Source organism: Advenella sp. S44, assembly GCF_002810445.1.
Classification (GTDB): Bacteria; Pseudomonadota; Gammaproteobacteria; order Burkholderiales; family Burkholderiaceae_B; genus Advenella.
On sequence record NZ_NEXS01000003.1, the window covers coordinates 20,102 to 43,045 of the forward strand.

At 54.1% G+C, this 22,944-nt stretch carries 21 protein-coding genes; 9 read left to right on the forward strand and 12 right to left on the reverse strand.

The window, feature by feature from the left end:
* Positions 1-234 precede the first annotated feature (234 nt).
* Entirely contained in the window at positions 235-1,182 is a 948-nt protein-coding gene (locus tag CAP48_RS04040) for a LysR family transcriptional regulator (protein WP_100694759.1), read from the forward strand.
* Between the two features lie 97 nt (positions 1,183-1,279).
* Here CAP48_RS04040 and CAP48_RS04045 read toward each other — a convergent pair whose 3' ends face one another.
* The 4 genes from CAP48_RS04045 to CAP48_RS04060 form a co-directional block, all read right to left on the reverse strand.
* Complete coding sequence (locus CAP48_RS04045; protein WP_100694760.1) at positions 1,280-1,546, reverse strand: hypothetical protein; 267 nt, start codon at positions 1,544-1,546, stop codon at positions 1,280-1,282.
* A 551-nt stretch (positions 1,547-2,097) separates the two neighbouring features.
* Positions 2,098-3,429 (reverse strand): MFS transporter, encoded by a 1,332-nt coding sequence (locus CAP48_RS04050; RefSeq protein WP_100694761.1) that lies wholly within the window; start codon positions 3,427-3,429, stop codon positions 2,098-2,100.
* A gap of 45 nt (positions 3,430-3,474) precedes the next feature.
* Positions 3,475-4,998: an AMP-binding protein gene (locus CAP48_RS04055; RefSeq protein ID WP_100694762.1), complete on the reverse strand. Its 1,524-nt coding sequence runs from the start codon at positions 4,996-4,998 to the stop codon at positions 3,475-3,477.
* Positions 4,991-6,436, reverse strand: a complete 1,446-nt coding sequence (locus CAP48_RS04060; RefSeq protein ID WP_255411696.1) for an aldehyde dehydrogenase family protein — start codon at positions 6,434-6,436, stop codon at positions 4,991-4,993. The genes CAP48_RS04055 and CAP48_RS04060 overlap by 8 nt, the downstream gene beginning before the upstream one ends.
* Positions 6,437-6,626: 190 nt before the next feature.
* Between CAP48_RS04060 and CAP48_RS04065 the strand changes: the two genes are divergently transcribed.
* On the forward strand, positions 6,627-7,385 hold the full coding sequence (locus CAP48_RS04065) for an IclR family transcriptional regulator (RefSeq protein ID WP_100694764.1): 759 nt from the start codon (positions 6,627-6,629) through the stop codon (positions 7,383-7,385).
* A 699-nt stretch (positions 7,386-8,084) separates the two neighbouring features.
* Positions 8,085-10,499, forward strand: coding sequence for a membrane-bound PQQ-dependent dehydrogenase, glucose/quinate/shikimate family (locus CAP48_RS04075; RefSeq protein ID WP_100694766.1), 2,415 nt, complete (start codon positions 8,085-8,087; stop codon positions 10,497-10,499).
* A gap of 4 nt (positions 10,500-10,503) precedes the next feature.
* Here CAP48_RS04075 and CAP48_RS04080 read toward each other — a convergent pair whose 3' ends face one another.
* On the reverse strand, positions 10,504-11,058 hold the full coding sequence (locus CAP48_RS04080) for a cytochrome b (protein WP_100694767.1): 555 nt from the start codon (positions 11,056-11,058) through the stop codon (positions 10,504-10,506).
* Complete coding sequence (locus CAP48_RS04085; RefSeq protein ID WP_192871311.1) at positions 11,055-12,155, reverse strand: catalase family peroxidase; 1,101 nt, start codon at positions 12,153-12,155, stop codon at positions 11,055-11,057. Before CAP48_RS04085 ends, CAP48_RS04080 begins: the two co-directional genes overlap by 4 nt.
* A gap of 249 nt (positions 12,156-12,404) precedes the next feature.
* On the opposite strand from CAP48_RS04085, the gene CAP48_RS04090 reads away from it, so the two are divergent.
* From CAP48_RS04090 to CAP48_RS04100, 3 genes are all read left to right on the forward strand, one after another.
* Positions 12,405-12,899, forward strand: coding sequence for a sigma-70 family RNA polymerase sigma factor (locus CAP48_RS04090; RefSeq protein WP_100696588.1), 495 nt, complete (start codon positions 12,405-12,407; stop codon positions 12,897-12,899).
* Complete coding sequence (locus tag CAP48_RS04095; protein ID WP_100694769.1) at positions 12,896-13,645, forward strand: anti-sigma factor; 750 nt, start codon at positions 12,896-12,898, stop codon at positions 13,643-13,645. The genes CAP48_RS04090 and CAP48_RS04095 overlap by 4 nt, the downstream gene beginning before the upstream one ends.
* Positions 13,646-13,779: 134 nt before the next feature.
* On the forward strand, positions 13,780-14,760 hold the full coding sequence (locus tag CAP48_RS04100) for a tripartite tricarboxylate transporter substrate binding protein (RefSeq protein ID WP_100694770.1): 981 nt from the start codon (positions 13,780-13,782) through the stop codon (positions 14,758-14,760).
* A gap of 48 nt (positions 14,761-14,808) precedes the next feature.
* On the opposite strand, the gene CAP48_RS04105 is transcribed toward CAP48_RS04100, so the two are convergent.
* Genes CAP48_RS04105 through CAP48_RS04120 form a run of 4 tightly spaced genes read right to left on the reverse strand, consistent with a single transcriptional unit; the run spans position 14,809 to position 18,716 of the window.
* Complete coding sequence (locus tag CAP48_RS04105; RefSeq protein ID WP_161495196.1) at positions 14,809-15,699, reverse strand: amidohydrolase family protein; 891 nt, start codon at positions 15,697-15,699, stop codon at positions 14,809-14,811.
* 11 nt (positions 15,700-15,710) lie between these two features.
* Complete coding sequence (locus CAP48_RS04110) at positions 15,711-16,703, reverse strand: tripartite tricarboxylate transporter substrate binding protein (RefSeq protein WP_100694772.1); 993 nt, start codon at positions 16,701-16,703, stop codon at positions 15,711-15,713.
* A 28-nt stretch (positions 16,704-16,731) separates the two neighbouring features.
* Positions 16,732-17,601, reverse strand: a complete 870-nt coding sequence (locus tag CAP48_RS04115; RefSeq protein ID WP_100694773.1) for an oxaloacetate decarboxylase — start codon at positions 17,599-17,601, stop codon at positions 16,732-16,734.
* Positions 17,598-18,716: a TauD/TfdA family dioxygenase gene (locus tag CAP48_RS04120; protein WP_100694774.1), complete on the reverse strand. Its 1,119-nt coding sequence runs from the start codon at positions 18,714-18,716 to the stop codon at positions 17,598-17,600. Before CAP48_RS04120 ends, CAP48_RS04115 begins: the two co-directional genes overlap by 4 nt.
* A 108-nt stretch (positions 18,717-18,824) precedes the next feature.
* On the opposite strand from CAP48_RS04120, the gene CAP48_RS04125 reads away from it, so the two are divergent.
* On the forward strand, positions 18,825-19,769 hold the full coding sequence (locus tag CAP48_RS04125; protein ID WP_100694775.1) for a LysR family transcriptional regulator: 945 nt from the start codon (positions 18,825-18,827) through the stop codon (positions 19,767-19,769).
* A 174-nt stretch (positions 19,770-19,943) separates the two neighbouring features.
* Here CAP48_RS04125 and CAP48_RS20535 read toward each other — a convergent pair whose 3' ends face one another.
* Both CAP48_RS20535 and CAP48_RS04135 read right to left on the reverse strand, forming a co-directional pair.
* Complete coding sequence (locus CAP48_RS20535) at positions 19,944-20,072, reverse strand: hypothetical protein (protein WP_255411697.1); 129 nt, start codon at positions 20,070-20,072, stop codon at positions 19,944-19,946.
* A 15-nt stretch (positions 20,073-20,087) separates the two neighbouring features.
* Complete coding sequence (locus tag CAP48_RS04135) at positions 20,088-21,008, reverse strand: LysR family transcriptional regulator (protein WP_100694776.1); 921 nt, start codon at positions 21,006-21,008, stop codon at positions 20,088-20,090.
* A gap of 153 nt (positions 21,009-21,161) precedes the next feature.
* Between CAP48_RS04135 and CAP48_RS04140 the strand changes: the two genes are divergently transcribed.
* Together CAP48_RS04140 and CAP48_RS04145 are read left to right on the forward strand one after the other, a co-directional pair.
* Complete coding sequence (locus CAP48_RS04140) at positions 21,162-22,262, forward strand: hypothetical protein (protein ID WP_100694777.1); 1,101 nt, start codon at positions 21,162-21,164, stop codon at positions 22,260-22,262.
* 23 nt (positions 22,263-22,285) lie between these two features.
* A complete protein-coding gene (locus CAP48_RS04145; RefSeq protein ID WP_100694778.1) occupies positions 22,286-22,882 on the forward strand; it encodes a UGSC family (seleno)protein in 597 nt (198 codons plus the stop codon).
* The last annotated feature ends 62 nt before the right edge of the window (positions 22,883-22,944 follow it).

The window sequence follows — 22,944 nt, forward strand, 5'->3', positions numbered from 1 at the left end:
GAACGCCTTTTGAAGCACATGGGCAATACCGTTACGATGGACTTTCGCTGAATGCTCCACAGCTTCTGTTGCATGACTGATACTTTTATTGTATGGGGTATATTACAGATTCTGTAGACCGAAATTCGGAACGCTTTTTCCTTTACCTGGAACAATCCAATTTCTGTACTGAAATATCCAATTTCCTCAACTTGCAACAATCACTTTTATCGACTTGGAACGATCAAAACTGCCATGGCAATTAACGCAAACGACCTGATTCTTTTTGCCCAGGTCATGGATTCGGGCAGTTTTTCTGCCGCCGCGGAGCGACTTGACCTGCCCAAATCCACTCTGTCGCGCCGCATAAGCGGCCTGGAGACCGAACTGGGCGAGCGGTTGATCACGCGCAGCACGCGCAAGCTCATGATCACTGAGTTTGGCAGCGAAGTGCTAGAGCACGCCAAGCGACTCGTCGATGAAACAGAATGCACAATGGCATTTGCCCGGAACCGCCAGGCGACGCCCCAGGGTACATTGCGTGTGTCATTTCCTCCCGATTTTTTCGAACATGCGCTTGCGGAGTTTCTGCCCCTTTTTTCGGAAAAGCATCCCAATGTACGGCTGGAGCTGGATTTGTCGGCCAGGCGGGTGGATTTGCTGACCGAGCGCTTCGACGCGGCTATCCGGGTGGCTTCGTCTTTACCGGATGACAATACCTTGGTCGCACGTCGTCTGGCCACACTCGTGACATCGCTGCATGCCAGTCCATCCTATATGCAAAAATACGGCGCGCCCACAGAGCCGGCAGATTTGAAAACGCACCGAGGCCTGATGTTGATGAATAGCATGGGCGAAATCCGACGCTGGCGCCTGAGTCGCGGTTCTGACTTCTGGGAGGGCTCGCCTGCGTGCATGTTCAGCTCGAACTCATTGGGCTTACAGCGCACCATGGCGCTCAATGGTATGGGGATCGGCGGCTTGCCGGAACCGATGGCAAGGCCGTTCGTGCAAAATGGCACGCTGGTGCCTGTTCTGCCCGGCTGGAATTTGCCTGAAGCGATTGTGTGGTGCGTTACACCGGGGCGCCGGCTGCTGTCACCCGCTACCCGGGCGTTTATTGAGGTGTTTAGCCAGGTGATGAAGGGAAATGCCGCATATCGGATTGCAGACATTAACGCGGTGCTGGCTGCTCAACCGTAAAATAAACCGCAAAACGTCAACAAAAAAGGCCATATCCACATGGGACCATGGCCTTTTGTCACGCTATGCCAAGTGTGGAGAACTTGGCGTTCCGGACTTAATCACCCAGGTATTCGTCGGCAGGATGTTCTGCCCGATAAGCAGCCAGATCGCGTTGCACATTAGCACGACTGTCAGTGCTTCGTACAAGAATGGCAGGATATGACGTGTCGTTGGTATCGCTCTGCTCAACGATCAGATTTTGCTGCACGGGGCTGACTGCATTTTCAGGGAAGTGATACTGGCTTTCGGAAAAGCCGGAAGCGTGGGCAGCGCCGCCAATGAAAGCAGCACCAAGAACAAGGGAAGCAAATACGTTTTTCATGTTGTTAACTCCATAAATAATTGGGTGAAATCTGCGGGTTGTGTCCATTTTTGACACACTGCGGGTTTCAGTGATTTCATTATGGGCTTATCGAATTGATAGAAAAATACGTATTTCAGAATTATTAATTCCAATAATGGAACAATAGTCAGATTAAATGGTTAATAAATTTTATCTAATTCCATTTTTGGCAAAAACTATCGTTTACCCTTGTGCTGGCAATCTGGCGCTCATAAACGGGCATTTTATAGAATGCTGCGATGCGCTATTGTTTCGTCTTGCGCCGATTTGTCAGTATTTATCGTCCGGCCCTAAGATGCGCACCCCCTGAGCATTTTATGGCGCCTTGATTCTTGCATTGGGGCGGGTTACCTATATTCCCGCCTTTTCGTTATGGTTGCCGGATCTGCTGCTCAAGTAGTGAAGCTGGAACGAAGTACGGGCCTCGTTGAAGCGAGGCCCGTATTTTTTAATGCCAGTTGTGGTTGCTTATGAGCGGCCTGACCTGGCCCGACTGACCGAGAGCATCAATCAGCCCGAAGTGTCCAGACTCAGCGCTTGGGCGCTGGCGAGGCACCAAGAGCAAAGGCGGGCGTTGGCGTGGCCTTGAACTGAAAGTCCACCGGTTTGGGTGCCGCGTCATTCACGGTCCGGTTCGGATCGATCATCAGCGCGGCAATGGCGCCAACCAGAAGCAAACCGCCGGAAATTAGAAACGGCAGGGTATAGTTTCCCGTCGTCTGGATTAGAAAACCGAAAACCACCGGTGAGATGGCCCCAGCGAGCCCAAATCCGGAATTCATCATTCCGCCCGCAGTACCTGCATACTTGCCGGCAATGTCCATAGGCAGGCTCCACAGCACAGGATTGGTCAACTCCAAAAAGAAAAAGCAGGCAGAGATAAGGACAATGGCAATCAGCGGGTCGCTGATAAATATCATCGGCATGATACACACGAAGGCCAGAAACAGGCCCATCGAAAGAACCGATACTCGTGCAAAACGCAGTCGTTTAGTGCGGATAAACAGTTTGTCGGAAATGACGCCGCCAAGCGTATCGCCAATGACACCAGCCAGAAGCGGCAGCGTCGTGAATAGCGCCATCGATTTGAGATCGAATCCTCTGTCGTCCTTCAGGTAAGAAGGTAGCCAGGTCAGAAACACCCACAGCGACCAGCCGTAGCAAAAGTCCACAAAAGTGACCAGCCACATTTTGCTGATCATGTCTTTCCATGGGGTTTTGCCTACAGCCTTGTTTTTGCGGGCCGGCTCGCCTATCTCTTCAAGTTCTGCCGGCGTAATGGTTTTGTGTTGATGAGGTGTATCCGTAAACAACAGCAGGTAGGCCAGAGTCCATAAAAGACTGATGGCGCCAAGTACGATAAACGCCTCGCGCCAACCCGCATAGTAGACGATGGCCAGCACCATCGGCGGCGTAATAGCCCCACCCAGTCGCGAAAAGCTATGAGTAATACCTTGGGCAAAACCACGCGACGATTTGGGCATCCATGATGTCATTGCGCGTGTTGCTGTTGGAAAGGCGCCTCCTTCGCCGACCCCCAGCAGCACCCGCATGAGCACAAGTGATATAAGTCCGCCGATAAAGCCGGTCAGCAATGTGGCCAGGCCCCAGATCAGCGACAGAATGAGCAGGATTTTTTTAGGCCCGAAGCGGTCGGCCAGCCAGCCGCCCAGTATCTGCATGACCAGATACGGATAGGCAAAGGCGGAAAAAATGAAACCGAGCTCGGTGGGCGACAGATTGAATTCTTCCGCGATAAACGGTGCTGCCACGGCAATGTTGACGCGGTCTACGTAAGCAATGAAATACATTGCACAAAGCAGGCCCAGTATCATATGTCTGGTTTTTATATTCCTGATCATGTTGTCTCCTTGATGATTGAATCATGGTTTGGATTTCGGCAATATCTACAGCTCCAGCAATTTCAGGCGTTGCACTTTCCCTGAGGGACCTCTTGGCAACTCGGTAACAAAACGAAACGCGGCAGGCGATTTGTAGCTGCCCAGTTCCTTAAGACAAAATTGATTGATGTCCTGGATCAGCTCATCATCGTTGCGCGCAGGCATGCGCTTGACAATATAAGCGGCAATGTTCTGACCGTAATGCTTGTCGTCTATACCGACGACGGCCGCATCCAGCACGTCAGGATGGGCCAGCAAAATTTCATCGATTTCGCGCGGTGCAATGTTTTCTCCCCCCTTGATAATCAGCTCCTTGACGCGTCCGGTAATAAAATAGAAACCGTCGGCATCCCGATATCCCAGATCTCCGGTGCGCAGCCACCCATCCTCGGTGAAGGCCTTTTGCGTCTGCTCGGTCGATTTGTAATAGCCCAGCATGACGTTATCGCCCTTGACCAGAATTTCTCCTTTCTCTCCTGGCCCGAGATCGTTACCCTGTTTGTCGATGACCCGTGCCTGCACGCCAGACGGACGGCCAATGCTGCCGATCTTGCGCTGTGCCGGATCATAGGGGTTGCTGAATATGGGCGCTGCCGTCTCTGTCATTCCCATGGTCTCGATGATGCCGATGCCGAATCTTTCTTCAAAAGCCTTATGGTGAAAAGGCGCAAGGGCTGCTGAAGCAGAGCGGCAGAAGCGGATCTGGCTGCCATTGACAGTGGAGGGCTTCTCATCGTTGATCAGGTAGCTGATGATGGTGGGAACGGCATTGATCCAGGTGCAGCCGAATTTTTCAACCCGGGGCCAGAACTGGCTGGCCGAAAACTTGCAATCGATAATCACGGCTGCGCCCGAAAGCAGCGGCGTCAATATATTTACCACCAGTGCATTAATGTGATAGAGCGGCAAAACGCAAAGGCAGCGATCCGATTTTTGCAACAGGTGCTCTGCTGCAATGGCACGCGCGCTGGCCAGCAGATTTGCGTGCGTGAGCACCACACCTTTGGGCACGCCTGTCGTGCCCGACGTGTACATGAGCAGGGCGGGCATGCTTGCCAGTACAGGCTCGTTGGTACTGGACGGTACAGGCGACAGCGTCAAGGAGGGCAGGGAGGGCGCCTCGGGCGACGTGGCAATGACTGTCGCCTGTGCGCCACTGGCTGCCATCGCGGCGTTGACCACGGGTGCCAGTTCCGCTGTCGTAAAGACGATTCTTGCATCAGAATGGCCAAGGATGTACGCCAGTTGCTTTTCCTGGCACAGCAGGTTGATCGGATTGACGACATAACCCGCATACATGGTGGCAATAATGATTTTTGCGGTGTTCACGCCATTGGGCATGAATACGGAAACCGTATCGCCACGCTGGATGCCAAGCGCGGCCAGTTGTCTGGCGAAGACTCGGCACTCGGTGGTGATATCGCCATAGGCCATTGCCTGTTCGTTGATGGCATCAATCAGGTATGGGTCGGTGCTGCAGTTTGCTGCATTGTGGTCGAGCAGTTCGGTAATGGTCGTTGTATCAGACATGATGGAATTTCTCCAGATAGTGGGAAAACATCGTCTCAGCCTGTGGTTCTTGAGCGGTTATCGTCTGAACCACGCGTGTGATATTCATATAGTGGCGATAATTCATGTTGTCGGAAAAGCTGTTGCCGCCCCATGTACCGCAACCCATCGACAGCGAAAAAGGCAGGCCGTTGTCAAAATTGCCGCCGGTGGCAAAGCAATGGGCCTGGTTCACGATCACGCGGGATACTGGCAGCGTCAGGCCCAGGTCCTGCGCGCGCTCGGGCCGGGACGTATGCAGCCCGATTGAATGGCCGGCTCCCATGTAGCCGTAAATAGCCTCGGCGATACGCTTTGCGTGCTCAAAGTCATCCGCCTTGTAAACGGTCAGCACGGGCGCCAGCTTCTCGCCGGAAAACGGATGCCCCTGTCCAAAGCCTTCTTCCTGCACCATAAGAAAGCGCGGTTCGGTCCCGTTTTGCGTGTTATCGATATTGGCCGTTTGCATGATCTGCGCGGCATCTTTTCCAGAGAACGTTGCGCTTAGTTTGCCGTCCTTCCACATCAGATCCTGGAGTCGGCACTTACTGTTCGCATCAAGCATGACGCCGCCTTCATCGCTGAGTGCGGCCAGCATGGCGTCGTATACCGACGCTTCGATAATGACGCTGTTCTCTGAAGAGCAGCTTGTGGCGTTATCAAACGTCTTTGATTGGCGGATCAGGCTGGCCGCCGTCTGCAAGTCGGCTGACTCGTCCACGACCACGGTGACATTGCCTGCGCCGACGCCAAACGCCGGTGTGCCGCTAGTATGCGCCATCCGTACGTTGGCCTGCGAGCCGGTTGCCACGACCAGATCTGCCTCCTGCATCAGCGCCGCGGTCGCCGCCTTGCTGATGGGCTCGGGTAGCATCTGCACCAAATCCCGAGGCACGTCGATCAAGTCGAATTCTGCGTGAATGAACTCAAGCAACAGCCTGCTGGTGCCTGCACCCTTGGGTGACGGGGCCACGATAATGGCGTTGCCGCATTTGATTGCATTGATGATTTTGTTGGCGGGCGTAGCACCCGGATTGGTCGAGGGCGTGATAGCGGCAACCACGCCCGCCGGGCGGGCGATTTCGGTAATGCCCTTGTTCGTGTCGCGATGAATAACGCCAATCGACTTGGCGCCTTCCAGATCACGCAGCAATCCTAATGTCTTGCGATGGTTCTTGCGGATTTTATCGGGCACGTTACCCAGCCCGGTGTCGCTGACCGCCTGTTCGGCCAGGCGCCGGTTTCGTTCGGGCTCCATGATCGCCCAGCCCACCGCCAGCACCGCCTCGTCAATGCGCTGCTGGTCGAACGTGGAAAATCGGCGCTGGGCGGTGCGTGCCCGCTCTACCAGTTGCCTGATCGCTTGCGTAACATGTTCCGGACTACTGCTGTGAATGGTATCCATTGTTGCTCCCTGCACTGATGAAATCGAATTTGTAATATTTCAATGAATATAGGTTATGCTCAATGCTCAAAAGTCCCGAAAATTGACATTTCGCATTTGCCGCAGGGCACAATAAATGCTTTTTGTTGATTTTCGGGACAAAAAATTTATAGTGAAGAGGAAAAAGAAGAGGCTGCAGGCCCGGCAACAAGGAGGAAACAAGCAAATGAGCGCAACGGAAAACGCGGCCGCCATCAGGTCGTTTCGTGTGCTGGAAATTTTGGCCATGGCTGGCCGACCCATGCAATTGAGCGAAATCGTGGAGCAGATCAATCTGCCCAAACAGACAGTGCATCGTATTGCCAAGCAGCTTGAAGCGGCCTGGCTGATTGTGCAGGTCTCGGACAGCAAGAAGTATGAGTGTTCCGCAAGGATTCGCAATTTTTCGGTAAAGGTGCTCATGAGCGCGGGCAGCCTGGCTGTTGCCCGACATGCGCTATTGAGCGAGCTGGTCGAGCGGGTGCAACTCAATTGCAATCTGACGGCGATTAGCGGTCATGAAATTATTTACCTGGACCGCGCGCAGCACCCGGCAGCCATCCGGCTGGGCCTCAAGCCCGGCTCTCACGTGCCCATGCATTGCTCGGCCAGCGGGAAACTGTTGCTTAGCCTGCTGCCCAAGCAAAGACGTGATCGGTTGCTGCACACCCTGCCATTGCGTGCTCGAACGGCGCACAGCATTACCGAGCCAGAGCAGCTGCAGGCCGAGCTTACGCGCACCCGCAGGCGACGCTACGGTATTAGTCGCCACGAGCATGTGGAGGGCATGAATGCAATTGCCGTTCCTGTCTCGCTGGGAAAAAACCGGGTTTGCGCAGCCGTTGCGGTGCAGGCATTTGAAGAGGAAAAAACGTTTGAGCAGCTAATGGAATTGATGCCGAATTTGGAGCGTACCGCCGATGAAATTGCGCAGACATTCCTGTAGGGCACGGCATCGTGCGCCGACGCGCGGATTCAAAGGCCACGCAACGGTCCCCAGAACCCACGGCCGCTTGCAACGCAAGCCGTTGTTATAGGATCGCATCATGGAGAACGCCTGCTCCGTCGTCGTCAGAACCTCTGAAGATGGCTTGGAGGTTCTCGCGTTTCGTCATCCCTCTGCCGGGAAACAATTTGTGAAGGGTACGATAGAAGAGGGCGAGACACCGCAAGAGGCCAAGGGTTCAACGTCCGATGGTTGCTTTGGGAACGTATGCAATCGGAGCAGAAGGTATACCGTGGCACTTTTTCGGTTATCACAATTGTTCTTTGCCTGATAATTGGACTCATGCGACCGAAGACGACGACGGACATTTGTTTGCGTTTTTTGGGCATCCGATCCAGCGACCGCTGGGTCGGTTTGCCGAGAACCGGGTTCGGTCAAATGAATGGCACTCCATGCCGCCGACTTTTGTCAATTAACTTATCTATACTTTCGACATTACTCTGAAGCGTCTTCGCTTGGACTTTATTCTTGTATGCGAGAATCCTGCCCGGGAGCGTAATAATCGCCTAAAATTCACACATGCAAATGCAATTTAATTTCATACCATCTCTCGGCACTTACGCGCAAAGACTGTTGTTACCGCATTATCCGTATTAAACGTTCATTGTTATCTAAAGAATCCAGCAGCAAGGAGCAATCATGATTAATAAATTAACAAGCCTCGTTATCGCACTCGTGGGGCTTGCGATGCTTTACATGGGCGGCAAGTTATTGCTGGTGGGCGGTTCGCCATTCTATGCCATTCTGGCTATTGGTCTTTTGGCTACCGCCATTCTCCTGTTCATGAATCGGGTTATCGCGTTGTCTGTCTATGCCGTCATTATGTGGATTGTGATGGGATGGATCGTTTACGAAGTCGGCTTTGACAAATGGCAGTGGATTCCCCGTGGCGATATTATCGGCCTGATCGGGCTCTGGCTCGCATTGCCGTGGGTAGTGCGCCCTTTGTTCAAGAGACAGAACCCGGGCAATGTCCGTTCTTTCCATCCTTTCCTGGGCGGCACAGTCATTTTCGCCATCGCTCTCGTGATCGGTATGATGTTCTACGATCCGTATCCGCAGCAAGGTAATCTGGCGACGAATCGCAATGCCGCTGATGTTGATGTCGCGCAGAATGACTGGACAGCTTATGGCGGCACGAACAATGGCCTGCGGTTTTCCGCACTTAAACAGATAACAAAAGATAATGTCGGCGATTTGGAAGTGGCCTGGACCTATCGAACCGGCGACCTGCGCCAGGACGAGGACGCCACCGAGTACACCTTTGAAGCCACACCGCTGAAGGTGAACAGTACTGTTTATCTGTGTACTGCGCATAATGAAATTCACGCCCTCAATCCGGAAACGGGCGAGGTGAAATGGAAATATGTCCCTGAGAAAAATCGCTCCTATTTGCAGCAGCACCAGACATGCCGGGGCGTGAGCTATTTTGACGGCAATGAGGTTGCCGCCGTTGTCGACGCGCCGCCGGCAGACTCAACGGCCCCAGTCGCGCCCGCGCCGAATCAGGCAGCCGCATGCAGCAAGCGCATCCTGAGCGCGACGGCAGATGCCAAATTGATCGCGCTGGATGCCGATACAGGCAAGCTTTGCGAAGACTTCGGCCAGGGTGGCGTAGTGGACCTGCACGCGAATTTGGGCGAAGTTCGTCCTCATGCATACATGCAGACGTCCGCGCCTCTGGTGGCCGGCGATCTGGTTATTGTCGGCGGCTCGGTCATGGATAACGGTTATGACGAGGGTAATCCTTCGGGCGTCATTCGCGCCTATGACGTGACCGATGGTCGTCTGGTATGGAACTTTGACCCGGCTGACCCGGACAACACGCAACCGATTGCCGAAGGACAGACCTATCCGCAGGACACGCCTGTCGCCTGGGCAACGCTGAGCGCTGATGTGAAAAATGGCCTGGTCTATGTGCCATTTGGCAACGCGTCTCCGGACCTGTTGGGCGACAAGCGTGACCCGAACAGCAATACCGAGAAGTTCCGCGATTCGCTGGTTGCCCTGGACCTGAAAACCGGCGCACTCAAATGGCACTTCCAATCTGCGGCGAACGATTTATGGGACCGTGATCTTCCGTCCCAGCCTTCGCTGTTGGATATCGATTACCAGGGACAAAAAGAGCCCGTGGTCGTCGTGCCCACCAAAGTCGGAAACCTGTTTGTGCTCAACAGGTTGACCGGCGAGGCAGTGTATCCAGTCACACAGACAGATGTCTCGACGCAGGGGCTAACAGGCGAAACCTATGCGCCGACGCAGCCGGTCTCTGCATTGAACTTTATACCCGAGCCGCTGACCGAAAAATCCATGTGGGGCATGACGCCATTCGATCAGATGGCATGTCGCATCGAATTCAACTCATTACGCTATGATGGCAACCCCTGGACGCCACCAACTGAAACAGGCTCCTTGATCTTCCCGGGCAATATCGGCACATTCAACTGGGGGTCGGTTGCCATTGATCCCGAGCGTCAAATCCTGATCGGGGCGCCGGTCCGTCTGGCATACAAATATAATCTCATCAAGCGCACACCCGAGACAGCGGACGAGCGGCTGTTCACCCCGGAGGATAGCCCATACTGGAACGAGAATTTTGAAGGCACGTATGCAACCCAAATCGGGCAGTTTTCTTCCAGCCTGGGCGTTCCATGCATTGCGCCGCCGTGGGGTCGTATGGTCGGTGTTGATCTGACCACCGGAAAAACCGTCTGGATGCGTCGCGTGGGCAATACCAAGAACCTGCAGACCAGCTTTCTGCCCATGCGTTTCCCCATTGGTTTCCCAATGGGCATGGTGGCGCACGGCGGTCCGCTCACGACCGCAGGCGATCTGGTGTTCCATGGGGCAACGGCAGATAATTTCTTCCGAGCGTATGACATCAATACCGGTGAGCTGCTTTGGGAAACAGAACTGCCGGCCGGCGCACAGGCCACGCCTTCCACCTACATGGGGGCCGATAACAAGCAGTACGTGATTATCGCAGCCGGCGGCCACGGTTCGCTAGGCACCCAGCAGGGCGATTCGGTGGTCGCGTTCCGATTGAAAAAATAGCATGTCAGGCACGATTGCTGATTATCGACCCCAACACGCCGTCGCGCCTGATCAACCCATGAAATAGCCCCGCCGCCAGGTGCAGTAACACCGTTGCAAACAATAAATAGGCCAGATAGCGATGGGCTGTGCGCAACATTGCAAAAACGTCTGCGTTTTCTGGTGCAATGGCCGGGACAGTCCAGACACCGATCAGGGTGATGGGCGTGCCGCTGGCCGAAACCATTGCCCAGCCGATGAGCGGCATGGCAAACATGAGCAGGTAAAGCAGCCAATGCGAGGCAAGCGCGGCTCGTTTTTGCCACGCAGGAATATCAGCCGGCAACGGTGGGGTGCCTTTGACCAGGCGCACAATAAGCCGTAAGCACACGAGCAACAAAAGCACGGCACCCAATGGTTTATGAATGGCCAACAGCCAGTTGTGTTGCTCGGAAACCGAGGCGACCATACCTACCCCGATAAACAGCATTGCCAGGATCCCAGCGGCCATCAACCAATGCAGCACTCTGGCGGGCAGACTGAAACTCGTTCCCTGGGTTTGATCAACAGACTGATTCATTTTGAATGCTCCGATGTGGCGGCAGAAGAGGATGGAGAGGGGCGGCTCAGGCCCTCACGGGTTCGCCGGTCGACCGAGACGGCATAAACGGCGGATCGGGCGGGCAGCAAGGGGTCGTCCGAGATTGTCATCCCTTTTGGCAGGACGGTAGGATCAAAGTTGATGTCGCGGCAAGGACCGTGATCCTGGGCCTGGCTTTTTTCGATCACGATCGTGCCTGCCTCCACCTGCCGGCGTGAGTCTGGCCACGGTTTCGTGGCGTCATTGCTCGGATCGCCGGGATCGGCAATCGTCACAATCAATCGCCAGCGCAATGGTCCCGCTGACAACCGCTGATTCAGATCCTTATCCAGATAGTTTTGGTCATGCTCTGGCGAGGCGTCGACCGCGACGGGTTTGCCCACGGGCACCACGCGCCAGCGCACGTTCTGCCTGGCACCTTCACTATTGATAAACACAAATGCATTTAGGCTGTAGTAGGCTTCAGTGGCAAAACTGGCCGATGGGCGTGCTGTCTTGATCCACTCCCGGAAATTGGCTGTTTCAGGATGAGAGGCAAAAAAGGCATTGATTCTGGCTGGGTTCGGTTTGCCGGTTTCTGGATCGGGCGCACCCGCGAGCTGTTGTTCATAAAAGCTTTGCGGTGTCGCAACAGGAAAAACCGGCATGCTATTCATGGCGGTGCGCCACTGCTGACCGTCGGGCATGGTGAAACGCAATGCGAAGCTGCGGATAGGCACACTGGAGTCGGGAGCATAGGGATTGGGTCCTGGCAGTGCCAAACGTCCGACCAGTGGGGTGGTCGAGCCAGGTGAGAACATCGGCGCGCTCGATAGCGCCTGCGCCGCGCCACTGCTTTCAAAGTGCCCCGTCACGCAAATGCCTTTTGCGTGATTGCGACGAAAGCCCGGGTGGGTCTTGTCACCGGGTTCGAATGTATTGGCAATGCGATCGGCAGTCAGGCGTTGCGGGGCGAGCCAACCGCCTGTATAGCCAAAGACGGCGCCAAGGCCAATCACGGCAACGCCGATGACGGTAAATCGTATGAGTTTTTGTCCGGCAGTCAATCCGGGCGGGCGGGTTTCTTTGTGTTCCAGCATCGTACTTCCCTGGCCTGGCGGCCTGTTGCACATGTGGGTATAGACGGCTGCATATATTTTTTATTCCAAAATGGAATAATATCGAACCACAAGCGTCATACGGAAGCCTTGCATTGTTTGCAATCACCTGGGCAGAATATGAACAAGCAACGAATTTTCAATCAAAAGGACAGGGAATATGCTCCCAGCTCAGAGGATTTACCGCTGATGCCGGACATCGAATGCAACGGTGATGTCGCCGATGACATGTCCGATGCGACGCTGCGTGAAATGTTGCCGCGGCTTTACCGCTTTGCGCTGTGGCTGAGCAAAGACCCGAGCACAGCGGACGATCTGGTGCAGGCAAGCATAGAGCGTGCCCTCAGATACCAGCATACGCGCAGGCCAGACGGGGATTTGCGCGCCTGGCTGTTTTCCATTTTGTATCGACAGTTCATTGATAGCAAACGCCACGCCAAACGCTACGCACGTTTGTTGGAATGGTTCCGCAAAGCCGATGATGCGCCGTCGACCGAGCGCCATGTGCAGGCCCGAGCGTCGCTGCATGCTTTCGAACAGTTGCCGGAAGCGCAGCGGATCCTGTTATGGCTGGTCAGCGTGGATGGGCTCAGCTACAAGGCGGTAGCCGATATGTTTGATGTGCCACTGGGCACCATCATGTCCCGTCTGTCAAGGGCGCGAGGCGCGTTGCGCGACGCCTGTGACGGCGAATCCAGAGCTCATCTGAGGATATTGAAATGAATGAAGATATACACATTGACGACATGATGCGCCACGCCTATGTGGATGGGCGATTGAACGCAGAACAGCAAAAAACGATGAACCTATATCTTGCCACTCACCCGCAAGAGGCGCGTAAACTGGACGCCTGGCGCAAGGACGCAGCGCAATTACAGGCGGCATGGCCATCAGCCGATCCCCCATTGAATCCTGCACTGGACCCGGCAGCTATCCGCATGCGCTTAAAACAACGCACAAACATGCGCTGGAAACTGGCGGCCAGCGTTTTCGTCGCTCTTTGTATCGGGGGGCTGTCGGGCTGGCAACTGCGTCCCGTGCCGACGGCTTCGCAATTGAGCCTGGCCGCTCGCCCGCTGCCCATGCAGGATGCCATTGCTGCATACCGTGTCTTTGCGGGCAATCCGGCTTTGCGCGCCGATGCGCTCGCGACAGAGACGGATTTGCAGCAATGGGTGACTACTAATTTTTCAAATGCGCAACGCCTGCCTGATTTGACGGCCAAGGGCTTTTACCCTGTTTCCGCTCGTATGTTAGTAACAGAGGAGGGGCCTGCGGCTGTCGTCATATATAAAAATGACGCCGGACAGCAGACCGGATTCTATATCCGGCCCCCTGGCCCCGGAAACAAGTTGCTTCCCGAAGGGCAAAGACAAGATGGGTCGCTGCTCGCCCGCTACTGGTCAGACCATGGCTACAATTACGCCCTGGTCGGCAACAGTGCGATTGTCATGAATGGTGCGGGCTGATAAAGCGTTGCGGAACTTGGACAAGCGCACGTTTACATGTTCTACATAAAAATAATTTAATTGCTTATCAATAAAACGTAAATTGTGCCTTAGCTTTCCGTGGTTTATATTGGTTTTCCATTTAAGGCAAGATAATGCACAAAATATTGATAAAACTGACGCTCGCCGGGTTGGCCGTTCTGTCCAATTTTGCTGCCGGAGCTGCTGAGTCTGCAGCCGACAGCTACCCGACACACCCCATCAAATTTGTCGTGGGCTATCCACCTGGTGGAGCGAGCGACATTGTGTCACGGTTGGTGGCGGCAGATTTGCAGCGACGTCTGGGTCAGCCTGTTGTCGTGGAAAATCGCCCCGGTGCTGGCGGCAATATTGCCACAGAAGCGGTGCTACGCGAAAAGGCGGACGGCTATACCATCCTATTGGGGACAATTGCACACGCGACCAATATGTCGGTTTATAAAAACCTGAAATATGATACCTTGCGTGACTTCAAGCCCGTTATCGAGTTTTCTGCCGCACCAAGTGTGCTGGTCGTTAATGCCAAATCGCCGATTAAAACAGTGGATGATATTGTCAAAAAGGCTCGAGAAAAACCGAACGAAATGACCTTTGGTTCGACCGGAGTGGGAGGATCACCGCACTTGGCCGGCGAGCTGTTCAGAATGAAAACGAATATCGACATTCGTCATGTTCCCTATAAAGGGGCGGGGCCGGTTCTTAATGATCTGATGGGCGGTTTTATTGACATGTCTTTCATGACCATTCCGGGTGCGATCAGCCAAATTCAGGCTGGCGCTCTGCGTCCCATTGCGATTGCAAGCGACAGGCGTTCTGCTTTGCTGCCCGCTACACCAACTTTGGTTGAATCCGGCGTGAAGGACTTTCTGGTCAGTTCCTGGAACGGTTTGATGGTGCGTAAGGACACGCCACCAGCAGTCGTAGAGAAGCTTAATCGTGAAATTAACGAAATTCTGAAAGAGCCCAAGCTGATCAAGCAGATCGAAATCGAAGGCAGTGCGCCGGTGGGCGGCACATCTGAAGATTTTGAAAAGTTTATTCAATCTGAAATTATGCGCTGGGCAGAAGTTGTAAAGCAGGCGAATGTGACGCTTTGATGCATGACCCGAGCCTGACAATCTGCGTCGGGCCTGGGTATCGCTTTTCTACACGGCATCAAAGCCATAGAGTTCGGCAGGATTGTCTACGAATATGCCTTTTTGTATTGTGCTGTCGGGAATCCATTCACAGAAACGATTCAGAAGTAAACCGTCGTCTGGCATGAGGTCGCCTCTGAAGAGATTAGGGTGCGGCCAATTGGTGCCAAACAATATTCGGTCGGGGCGAGTAGCGACCAGTTTCTCGGCGAATGGGCGCATATCGTTTCCGCTGCCATCTTTCAGTGAGGAGCGACGGTACCAACTGGAAATTTTGACCCAGCAGTCCTCGCGTTCGGTCAACAACTGCAATAATGTCCTGAACCCTGGGCTGTGGAGGTCTTCGTCTCCGCGCACGCTACCCATGTGATCAAAAACCAGTGGTACGGGCAAAGCAAGCAGTTCGTTCTTGAGTGCAGGCAATTCTGCTATGTGCGTCAAATGTATCTGCAGGTGCCAGCCCAGCGGCTTGAGTTTGGGAGCTAGCAATTGCATGGCCTGCATTCCTCCGTACCCTTTCAGGTAGGTTGAGAGCCGCAGCCCCCGGAAGCCATCTTCATGCAGCTGGCCCAATGCTTTTACGTCGATATCTGAAGAGACGCCCGCAACACCGCGGGCCCGGTCCTGGCCCAGGTGCCGTATGACGTCTGTGGTCAGACTGTTGTCAAAGCCGTATACACTGGCGCTCACTTGCACTGTTCGTCGCAGGCCCAGTTGGTTGCATACGTCCAGATAGGCGTCCAGGGTAGCGCAAGCCGGCGTGTAGCTGCGCGGTTCCGCCAGCGGATATCGCTCGGGTTGCATGTAAACATGGCAATGGCAGTCGGTAGCGCCTGCGGGCAGCACCACTGTTGGCCGAGTGGCGTTGGTAAGGGGTGCCAGGCATGTTGGGTAGGTCATGTCGTCCTCTGTTACGGGTGTGCGTTCGTGGTAATGCCGGCCGCGTTTACGATGCCGGTCCATTTGTCTGTTTCGTTTTGCAGAATGTGTTGAAAGTCGTCCTGCGTTCCGGGTCTTGCTTCGGTGCCTAACTGTTGAAGCTGTGTGCGAATGGACTGGTTTTGAAGGATCGTGCGCAAGGCATCATTCACTTGTTTCGTGACGTTCGGTGCAGTGCCAGCAGGAAAGAGAATGCCGGTCGTCGTGCTTGCTTCATAATCCTTCAATCCTGCACTGGCTATGGTAGGCAGTTCGGGCATGAGTTCCGATTTTTCGTTTGTGGTAACAGCCAGTGCGCGAACTTTGCCGGCTTTCACTTGAGGTAATGAGGACGCCATCTGGTCGAAGATTAAGTCAATCTGCCCGCCAATCAGGTCGGTCATGGCCGGGCCACTGCCTTTATAGGGCACATGCAGGAATTTTGTTTTACTCAGATTTTGAAACATTTCCCCTGCCAGATGGTTGGAGGTGCCGGTACCGGCAGAGCCCATCGTGAGTTCTCCAGGTCTGCTATGCGCGTATTTCAGAAACTCAGGCAAGGTTCTGGCAGGCAAATCCTTATTGACAATCAAGAGCATCGGAGCGATTGAAATCGGGCCGGCCGAAACAAAGTCTTTGGCTGGATCCAAGGGCACCTTTGGGTCTAGCGCCCGCATGGCAGCCAGTGAACCCGTAGAGGCAAGCAGGGCAGTGTAGCCGTCGGGCTTGGCTCGCATGACACTTTGCGCGCCCACTAAACCGGCTGCACCCGCTTTGTTTTCGACCACAACAGTGGCCTTCATCTGTTCAGCCAGTCCCTTGGCGATAATGCGGGCCGTGGCATCTATATTGCCACCTGCAGGAAACGGGACGACAAGGCGGATGGGTTGCTGCGGCCAAGAGGCCGCAAAACTACAAGGTGCTGCGATCAGCGAAAGGCCGGTGGCCAGGCCCAGCAGATTTTTTTTCAATTTTAAAGTGGTCATTGTGTTATCTCCTTCCCCCGGGGCATGGCTAGCCCTGTTCGTACTGCTGGCCCAATGCAATCAGTTCGGGCGTGCCGATGAGTTCATTGAGTTGGTTAAAGTCGTTCATTTGATCCCACATGGGCTCGGTGGTGCCGTGGGTTTTGAGGCTGGTAAAGTACGTCTGCAGGCGACTGCTGACAAACCTTGCCGTGCCGCCAGGAAAAATGACAATGCGGTAGCCGTATTTTTCGAGTTCGCTGACGCTTAGAATCGGCGTTTTGCCGCCTTCAACCATATTGGCCAGTAGCGGTACGCGGTCGGCGAAGCGGCGACAAACCGTGTGCATTTGTTCTGGCGAACGTACGGCTTCCACAAAAAGGGCGTCCACGCCGCATTCCAGGTAACGTTCGGCGCGGTCCAGAGCCGCTTCGAAGCCTTCAACCGCCAGTGCATCCGTGCGTGCCAGAATAAGCGTTTCTTCGCTGCGACGTGCATCGAGCGCCGCTTTGAGCTTGCCGCACATTTCAGCCGTTGCAACTAGCGATTTATTGGCCAAGTGGCCGCAACGCTTGGGAAATGACTGGTCTTCTAGCTGGATCATGGCTGCGCCAGCACGTTCAAAGCTGCGTACAGTCCGCTGCGTGTTGAGGGCATTGCCAAAGCCAGTGTCTCCATCCACAATCACAGGCGTCTGAACCCTGTCTGTGATCTGTGCCAGCGCCTCCACAGCTTCATAGGCGGTGGTCAAACCCACATCGGACCGACCGAAGCGGGTGTAGGAGACAGCACCACCTGACAGATAAAGCGCGTCAAAACCTGCCTGTTCGGCAATCAGGGCGGTCAGCGAATCGTAAACGCCCGGGGCAAGGATGGCACGATTTTGCTGGAGTCGTTGTTTCAACGTCGGATGAGTCACGCCGATTTCCTGTTGTTTGAGGTCTGAAGGTTTTGATTGATGTTCAGGGGCATGCCCATGTGGTCGGCCTGGCGTTGTTCGTAGGCCAGAAATTCATCTGAAATACCTTGTCCACGCACGCCGCCCCGTACTGATCCTGCACGCACGTCGCCAAAGTAATCCCGCCATTCTTCAGGTAGCGGCTGGGAGCCGGGAATGGCCAGCCACAAACGCAATAAATGACGTTTGAGATGAAATTCCTCGTAATCTTCAAATTCAGTGCGTGAGTGCAATATCACGTAGTTGTTGAGCAGTTGAAGATCACCAGGTTCCAGCCACATGGAATAGCAAAAGCGCGGATCAGCCAGCAATTGGTCCAGCAAGTCCAGCGCCTGATTTTGCTGTTCGGTCAGGCGTGGTAGCTCAGGGAAGTCTCGCTCTGCCGCGACAGTGTTCTTGCGGTTGGCACGCAACGCGAAATGGGTGGGTTGGCTGCCCAGAATAGGGCATTGATAATATGGCGGCTGATCAGGCGCTTGAGTTCCCTGATAGCTATGGTGGATAGGGGCACGCAGTACCTCAAGCAATTCGGGGCGGCACCGCTCGATTTCCTCGATAACGGCGATCGAACTTGTGATTTTGCTTTCGCCGCCGCTCTTGGCTGTGCGCAGCGTCAACAGGGCAACAACGTCAGCCGAATCGGCGTGAAAATCCAGCTTCGCATTCGTGTTATAGCCGCGGCCGTTTTTTGTCTTATAGCTTGCTCCAACGTCTCGTACTGAAGTCATGACATCACTGGCCCGGTTTTGGGTCCGCGCTACACCGACGTGCAAACCAATGCCCCAGTAGACCAGACGCGCGTCGTCTTCGGACCAATTGTGCACCGGAAATCCCTTAAGCAGGCACACGCCCCAGCGCCCTTGCGTTGCCCCGAAGGCTGATCGCAGGGCTTTTTTCGCCGCCTCATTAAGAGGGAAATCATTTTCGGTCATGTCGAGCATGGGCTTGTTCACGTTCTTTACGTGTGTCAAAGCCTGCTCAAAGCCAGCAATGGCATCGGCATCTAAGTGCTGGACCCAGCTTTGGTCATCGACCATATCCTGGGCTGTCCATGCACGAGGCAATTCGGAATTCATGATGTATTGTCTCCATCGTAAATAAAATCAAGGGGATGTATACAAGAATAAGTCATGGCCTATTAAGATACAATCGAGTTTTCGTTAAGCACTAATTAAAAAAAATTTATGAAGATGGAGACTTTTACTTCGCTGGCTGCGGTGCTGCGTTCCGGGACGCTGGCAGGGGCGGCTCGCATTTTGCACCTCACCCCCAGTGCTGTGAGTATTCAGATGAAGCAGTTGGAGCAGTATATGGGACAACAGCTGTTCGACAGATCCGGGTTGGAGGTCAAGCCTTTGCCGATTGCATTTGAAATGTCTGCAGTGATGCAAAAAGCCCTGGAACAACTGGAACTGCTCAAGCGTGATCGCACTTATGTGGTGGAAGGGCATGTGCGACTTGGTATCATCGAGTCCATGCAACCCTTGCTTTTGCCAGATCTGACTCGCATTATGCGTAGCCGATATCCGGCGTTGCATTTGCAGATTCAGCGTGGAAAGAGTGCTGAGCTAACACACGCGGTGAAGGCCGGAGAGCTGGATGCAGCCGTTGTTGCTCAACCTGAGTCTGGCGGTTCCTCACGCCTGCACTGGCATTTTCTACAGGCTCAGGAGCTGGCGCTGGTGGTGCCACCTGACGAATCAGAGCAGCGCCTGACCAAGCTGTTTCAGCGCTATGATTGGATACGATATGACCGACGTACGATCGCGGGCCGATTGGCCACCCGTTATGTCAATCACCATATTGGTTCGACGGTGCAGCCGGCAAGCGTCGAGTTTGACGGGGTCCGGGCGATTCTTGCAATGGTGAGCGCGGGCCTGGGCGTGTCTGTCGTGCAGTTGACTGAGCCTGGTATTCATTTGAACTATCCCGTGCGCATTCAGAAACTGCGCAATGCGCCTGTCATTCGCTTCGCCTTGGTCATGCGCAAGCCCGACGCCGAAAGCCGGCCGTTCGGGACCCTGCAAAGCGTACTGTCAGAAATATTCGATATTCACGTCGAGAAACGTTATAAAAGCGCGGAAAAGGGAGCGCTGGTTCATCGTATTCCGAATAACGCGAGCGAGTAACTATTTCGGCTGTCCAACGGATAACAAGCTCGGGACAGATTCTATGATTACGCAATTGGCCTGTTGATGTCGCTATTGGGGATGTCATGATTTACGCAGCCTCTGATGTCATTTGTGATATTCCGAACGACAACTGCGATGCCAGGCGTGGTGGCAATCCACCAGATAGCCGCGTTAGCCTGATACCATACTACCCCACTCAGCCAACGGCGGCTGCGCGCCCAGACCCAGGAAGCCAAGACCTGCGGCGATCAGGATCACACCGGTCATGTCCAGCGTCAGGCGCACAATGGTCGATGGCATGCGGTTGCATTCTTCCTAGCTGCTCCGCAATAATCTCCAGTCCTGCTCAATCTGTTGCATCATTGCCTGGGCAAAACTCGATGAGTTACGTTCTTTCAGTGTAACAAGACCAAGAACGCGGCTGACTTTGGGCTGTACGAGCGGCCGGGTGGCCAAGCCGATGTTCAGCGCACCGGCAAGCGAGCCTTCAGGAACAATGGCAATGCCGACGCCATCGGCGACAAATTGCATCATGGAGGTAAATTGCGTTACGGTGATGTTATGTTTCAATTGAAAGCCCGACGTTGTTGCCGTGGCATCAATCAGCCGCCGGGTGCGCGAATCCGCCGGCAGGGATATGAGTTGCTCATTTTTCAAGGCCTCCCAGGGGACCTGCTTGCGCTTTTCCAAAGGATGTTTCCTGGAAAGTACAACGTGGAATGCTTCGGTGCTAAGCGGCTTGACTTCGAACATGGTTGAAATATCGTCCAAATAGGTCAGTCCGAAATCAGCGACACTGGACCTGACGTTTTCGATCACATTGCCGTGCACTCCTTCATAGACATACAAATCAACGCCCGGATAGGCTTTCTTGTAGCGAGCGACGATTTTTGGAAGGACAGTGCAGGCCACGGACATGACAGACGAAATAACGACCTGTCCGCGCTTCTGGTCCGAGCGTTGCCGGATAGCTTGCATATATATCTGCATATCATTGAGCACCCTTTCGGACAGGGCTACGAACTCCTTACCGGCTTCTGTAATCTCAACGCTACGCGTATTGCGATCGAATAGTGTAATTCCCAGTTGTGCTTCGACGCGCTGAATGGTGCGGGTCAGTACCGGTTGCGAAATGTTCAGGGTAATGGCTGCCGCGTTGAAGCTGCCATAGTCTGCAACGGTCTTGACGGCCAGCATTTCTCTGGCGCTCAGATTGGGTTGCTTGGAACGGATCATGGGTAAGCCAATATCGTGAAGGGAATAAGGTGAATATGAATTCGCAACGGTATTTATGTCAAAAAAGCAATTATCTATGATAATAGACTTTAATTGGAAATAATTGAGCCCGTCTATAAAATTGCCTCATCCATATTGAAAAGGAACAAAACGATGAGCGCAACGATGCAAACAACAACGCTAGAGGCGGATGTCGATCTTGTCGAATACTATTACGATGCCGGTTTCAGCGACGGTCTGCCGGTGGTTCCTCCAACCCAGGAAAAAATTGATGCGGTCGTGCAGGCACTCGGCGGCGACCCTGATTTTGTCGAATGCAAGGTTGCTCCGCGCTGGGGAGAGCTCACTCGCGAAGTCCTGGCCATCAATATGGTGATGGCCGGGTGTAAGGCGACGTATGCGCCGGTCGTGCGGGCAGCCATTCTGGCGCTCACCGATTCCGCATTCAATTTGAATGGTGTGCAGGCAACTACGCATGTAGCCTCGCCGCTTATTATTGTCAACGGCCCGATTGCCAGTGAGTTGGGTATGAATGGTGGTGCCAATGCGTTTGGATCCGGAAATCGCGCCAATGCGACGATAGGGCGCGCCGTGCGCCTTATCATGTTGAACGTGGGCGGAGCCTGGCCTGGCGATCTGGACAAGAGCACGCTTGGGCATCCTGGTAAATACACATATTGCGTCTGTGAAAACGAAGCGCAAAGCCCATTTGCTCCATACCATGTGGAGCACGGTTACAAGCCAGAGGAATCCACCGTGTTCGCTATTGCGGCCGAAGCGCCGCACAGCGCTACCAATCATGTGTCAAATGATCCGGAAGGCATTCTGGATACCTTATGTTCTGTCATGAGCACTATTGGTTCGAACACGGCCGTTCTGGGCGGCCACATGGCAGTAGCGCTGGGTCTTGAACATGCCAAAACGATCGCGCAACACGGCTGGACCCGCGCCGAGATTCGCAATTATATTTTCATGAATCATGGGAACCGGTTCATTGACCTGGCCTATGGTCATCGCTACGGCAAAGTCTACAACCGCAATATTCCCAAATGGTACAAGCGCGACGACAATACCCGTATTCCCATTATCCACAGCCCGGACAATATTCATCTGTTTGTGATGGGTGGAGCAGCGGGCCGTTTTTCTGCCGTCATGCCCGGCTGGGGCCATATGAGTACGCCTGTACACCGCCCGATAGATCTGAACGTAACGCCGACTGCGCCTGATTGCGCCAGCGGCACGTGCGCGCTTTAACAGAAATAAATAAGGAGAATGCCATGTTGATGAACGTTCAAAATCTGAAGCCACAAGTCTACGATCCACGCGGCGTGGTTCGATCCGTAGCTATTCCAACCGCTAAACGTATTGGCACGCTTAGTGGACTGCGATTGGGCGTGCTGGATAACTCCAAGTGGAACGCCAACAAATTGTTGCGCGGCGCGATAGAGGTGCTAGGCAAGGAAATTGATTTTAACGAAATTCACTACTACGTGAAGCACAGTTTCTCGAAAGATGCAGCACCCGAGTTGATCGAAAAAATCGTTGAAGAGAACGATATCGTGCTAACAGCGATTGGTGATTGCGGGTCCTGCACATCGGGCTGCTTGCGTGATGCCATTGCGCTCGAACAGCGTGACGTGCCAACGGCTGTCATCGTTACAACGGAATTTGTTAAGGAAACCGTGCTCACCCGGCAGGCGTTGGGTATGACGGAGTTGGAGCCAGTCATTATTTCCCACCCGGTCAGCTCAATCACAATGGAAGAGATAGCGCAGCGGGTAGCGCAAATCTTCACGCAGGCCCAGGCCGTGTGGATGGGAGAGCAGAGCGGCGCAGCGGATGCTTATCTGCAAACTCGATCTACACCCGATTAAAAAATGCATCCCCCGGCATTGCTCTGCGCCGATATGAGCCTGTGCAACAGGTTCAGTTATGT

Excerpts from the sequence above, each read along its gene's own strand:
- CAP48_RS04040 (WP_100694759.1), top strand. The coding sequence starts at position 235 with ATGGCAATTAACGCAAACGACCTGATTCTTTTTGCCCAGGTCATGGAT.
- CAP48_RS04045 (WP_100694760.1), bottom strand. The coding sequence starts at position 1,546 with ATGAAAAACGTATTTGCTTCCCTTGTTCTTGGTGCTGCTTTCATTGGC.
- CAP48_RS04050 (WP_100694761.1), bottom strand. The coding sequence starts at position 3,429 with ATGATCAGGAATATAAAAACCAGACATATGATACTGGGCCTGCTTTGT.
- CAP48_RS04055 (WP_100694762.1), bottom strand. The coding sequence starts at position 4,998 with ATGTCTGATACAACGACCATTACCGAACTGCTCGACCACAATGCAGCA.
- CAP48_RS04065 (WP_100694764.1), top strand. The coding sequence starts at position 6,627 with ATGAGCGCAACGGAAAACGCGGCCGCCATCAGGTCGTTTCGTGTGCTG.
- CAP48_RS04075 (WP_100694766.1), top strand. The coding sequence starts at position 8,085 with ATGATTAATAAATTAACAAGCCTCGTTATCGCACTCGTGGGGCTTGCG.
- CAP48_RS04080 (WP_100694767.1), bottom strand. The coding sequence starts at position 11,058 with ATGAATCAGTCTGTTGATCAAACCCAGGGAACGAGTTTCAGTCTGCCC.
- CAP48_RS04090 (WP_100696588.1), top strand. The coding sequence starts at position 12,405 with ATGTCCGATGCGACGCTGCGTGAAATGTTGCCGCGGCTTTACCGCTTT.
- CAP48_RS04095 (WP_100694769.1), top strand. The coding sequence starts at position 12,896 with ATGAATGAAGATATACACATTGACGACATGATGCGCCACGCCTATGTG.
- CAP48_RS04100 (WP_100694770.1), top strand. The coding sequence starts at position 13,780 with ATGCACAAAATATTGATAAAACTGACGCTCGCCGGGTTGGCCGTTCTG.
- CAP48_RS04105 (WP_161495196.1), bottom strand. The coding sequence starts at position 15,699 with ATGACCTACCCAACATGCCTGGCACCCCTTACCAACGCCACTCGGCCA.
- CAP48_RS04110 (WP_100694772.1), bottom strand. The coding sequence starts at position 16,703 with ATGACCACTTTAAAATTGAAAAAAAATCTGCTGGGCCTGGCCACCGGC.
- CAP48_RS04120 (WP_100694774.1), bottom strand. The coding sequence starts at position 18,716 with ATGAATTCCGAATTGCCTCGTGCATGGACAGCCCAGGATATGGTCGAT.
- CAP48_RS04125 (WP_100694775.1), top strand. The coding sequence starts at position 18,825 with ATGAAGATGGAGACTTTTACTTCGCTGGCTGCGGTGCTGCGTTCCGGG.
- CAP48_RS20535 (WP_255411697.1), bottom strand. The coding sequence starts at position 20,072 with ATGCCATCGACCATTGTGCGCCTGACGCTGGACATGACCGGTGTGATC.
- CAP48_RS04135 (WP_100694776.1), bottom strand. The coding sequence starts at position 21,008 with ATGATCCGTTCCAAGCAACCCAATCTGAGCGCCAGAGAAATGCTGGCC.
- CAP48_RS04140 (WP_100694777.1), top strand. The coding sequence starts at position 21,162 with ATGAGCGCAACGATGCAAACAACAACGCTAGAGGCGGATGTCGATCTT.
- CAP48_RS04145 (WP_100694778.1), top strand. The coding sequence starts at position 22,286 with ATGTTGATGAACGTTCAAAATCTGAAGCCACAAGTCTACGATCCACGC.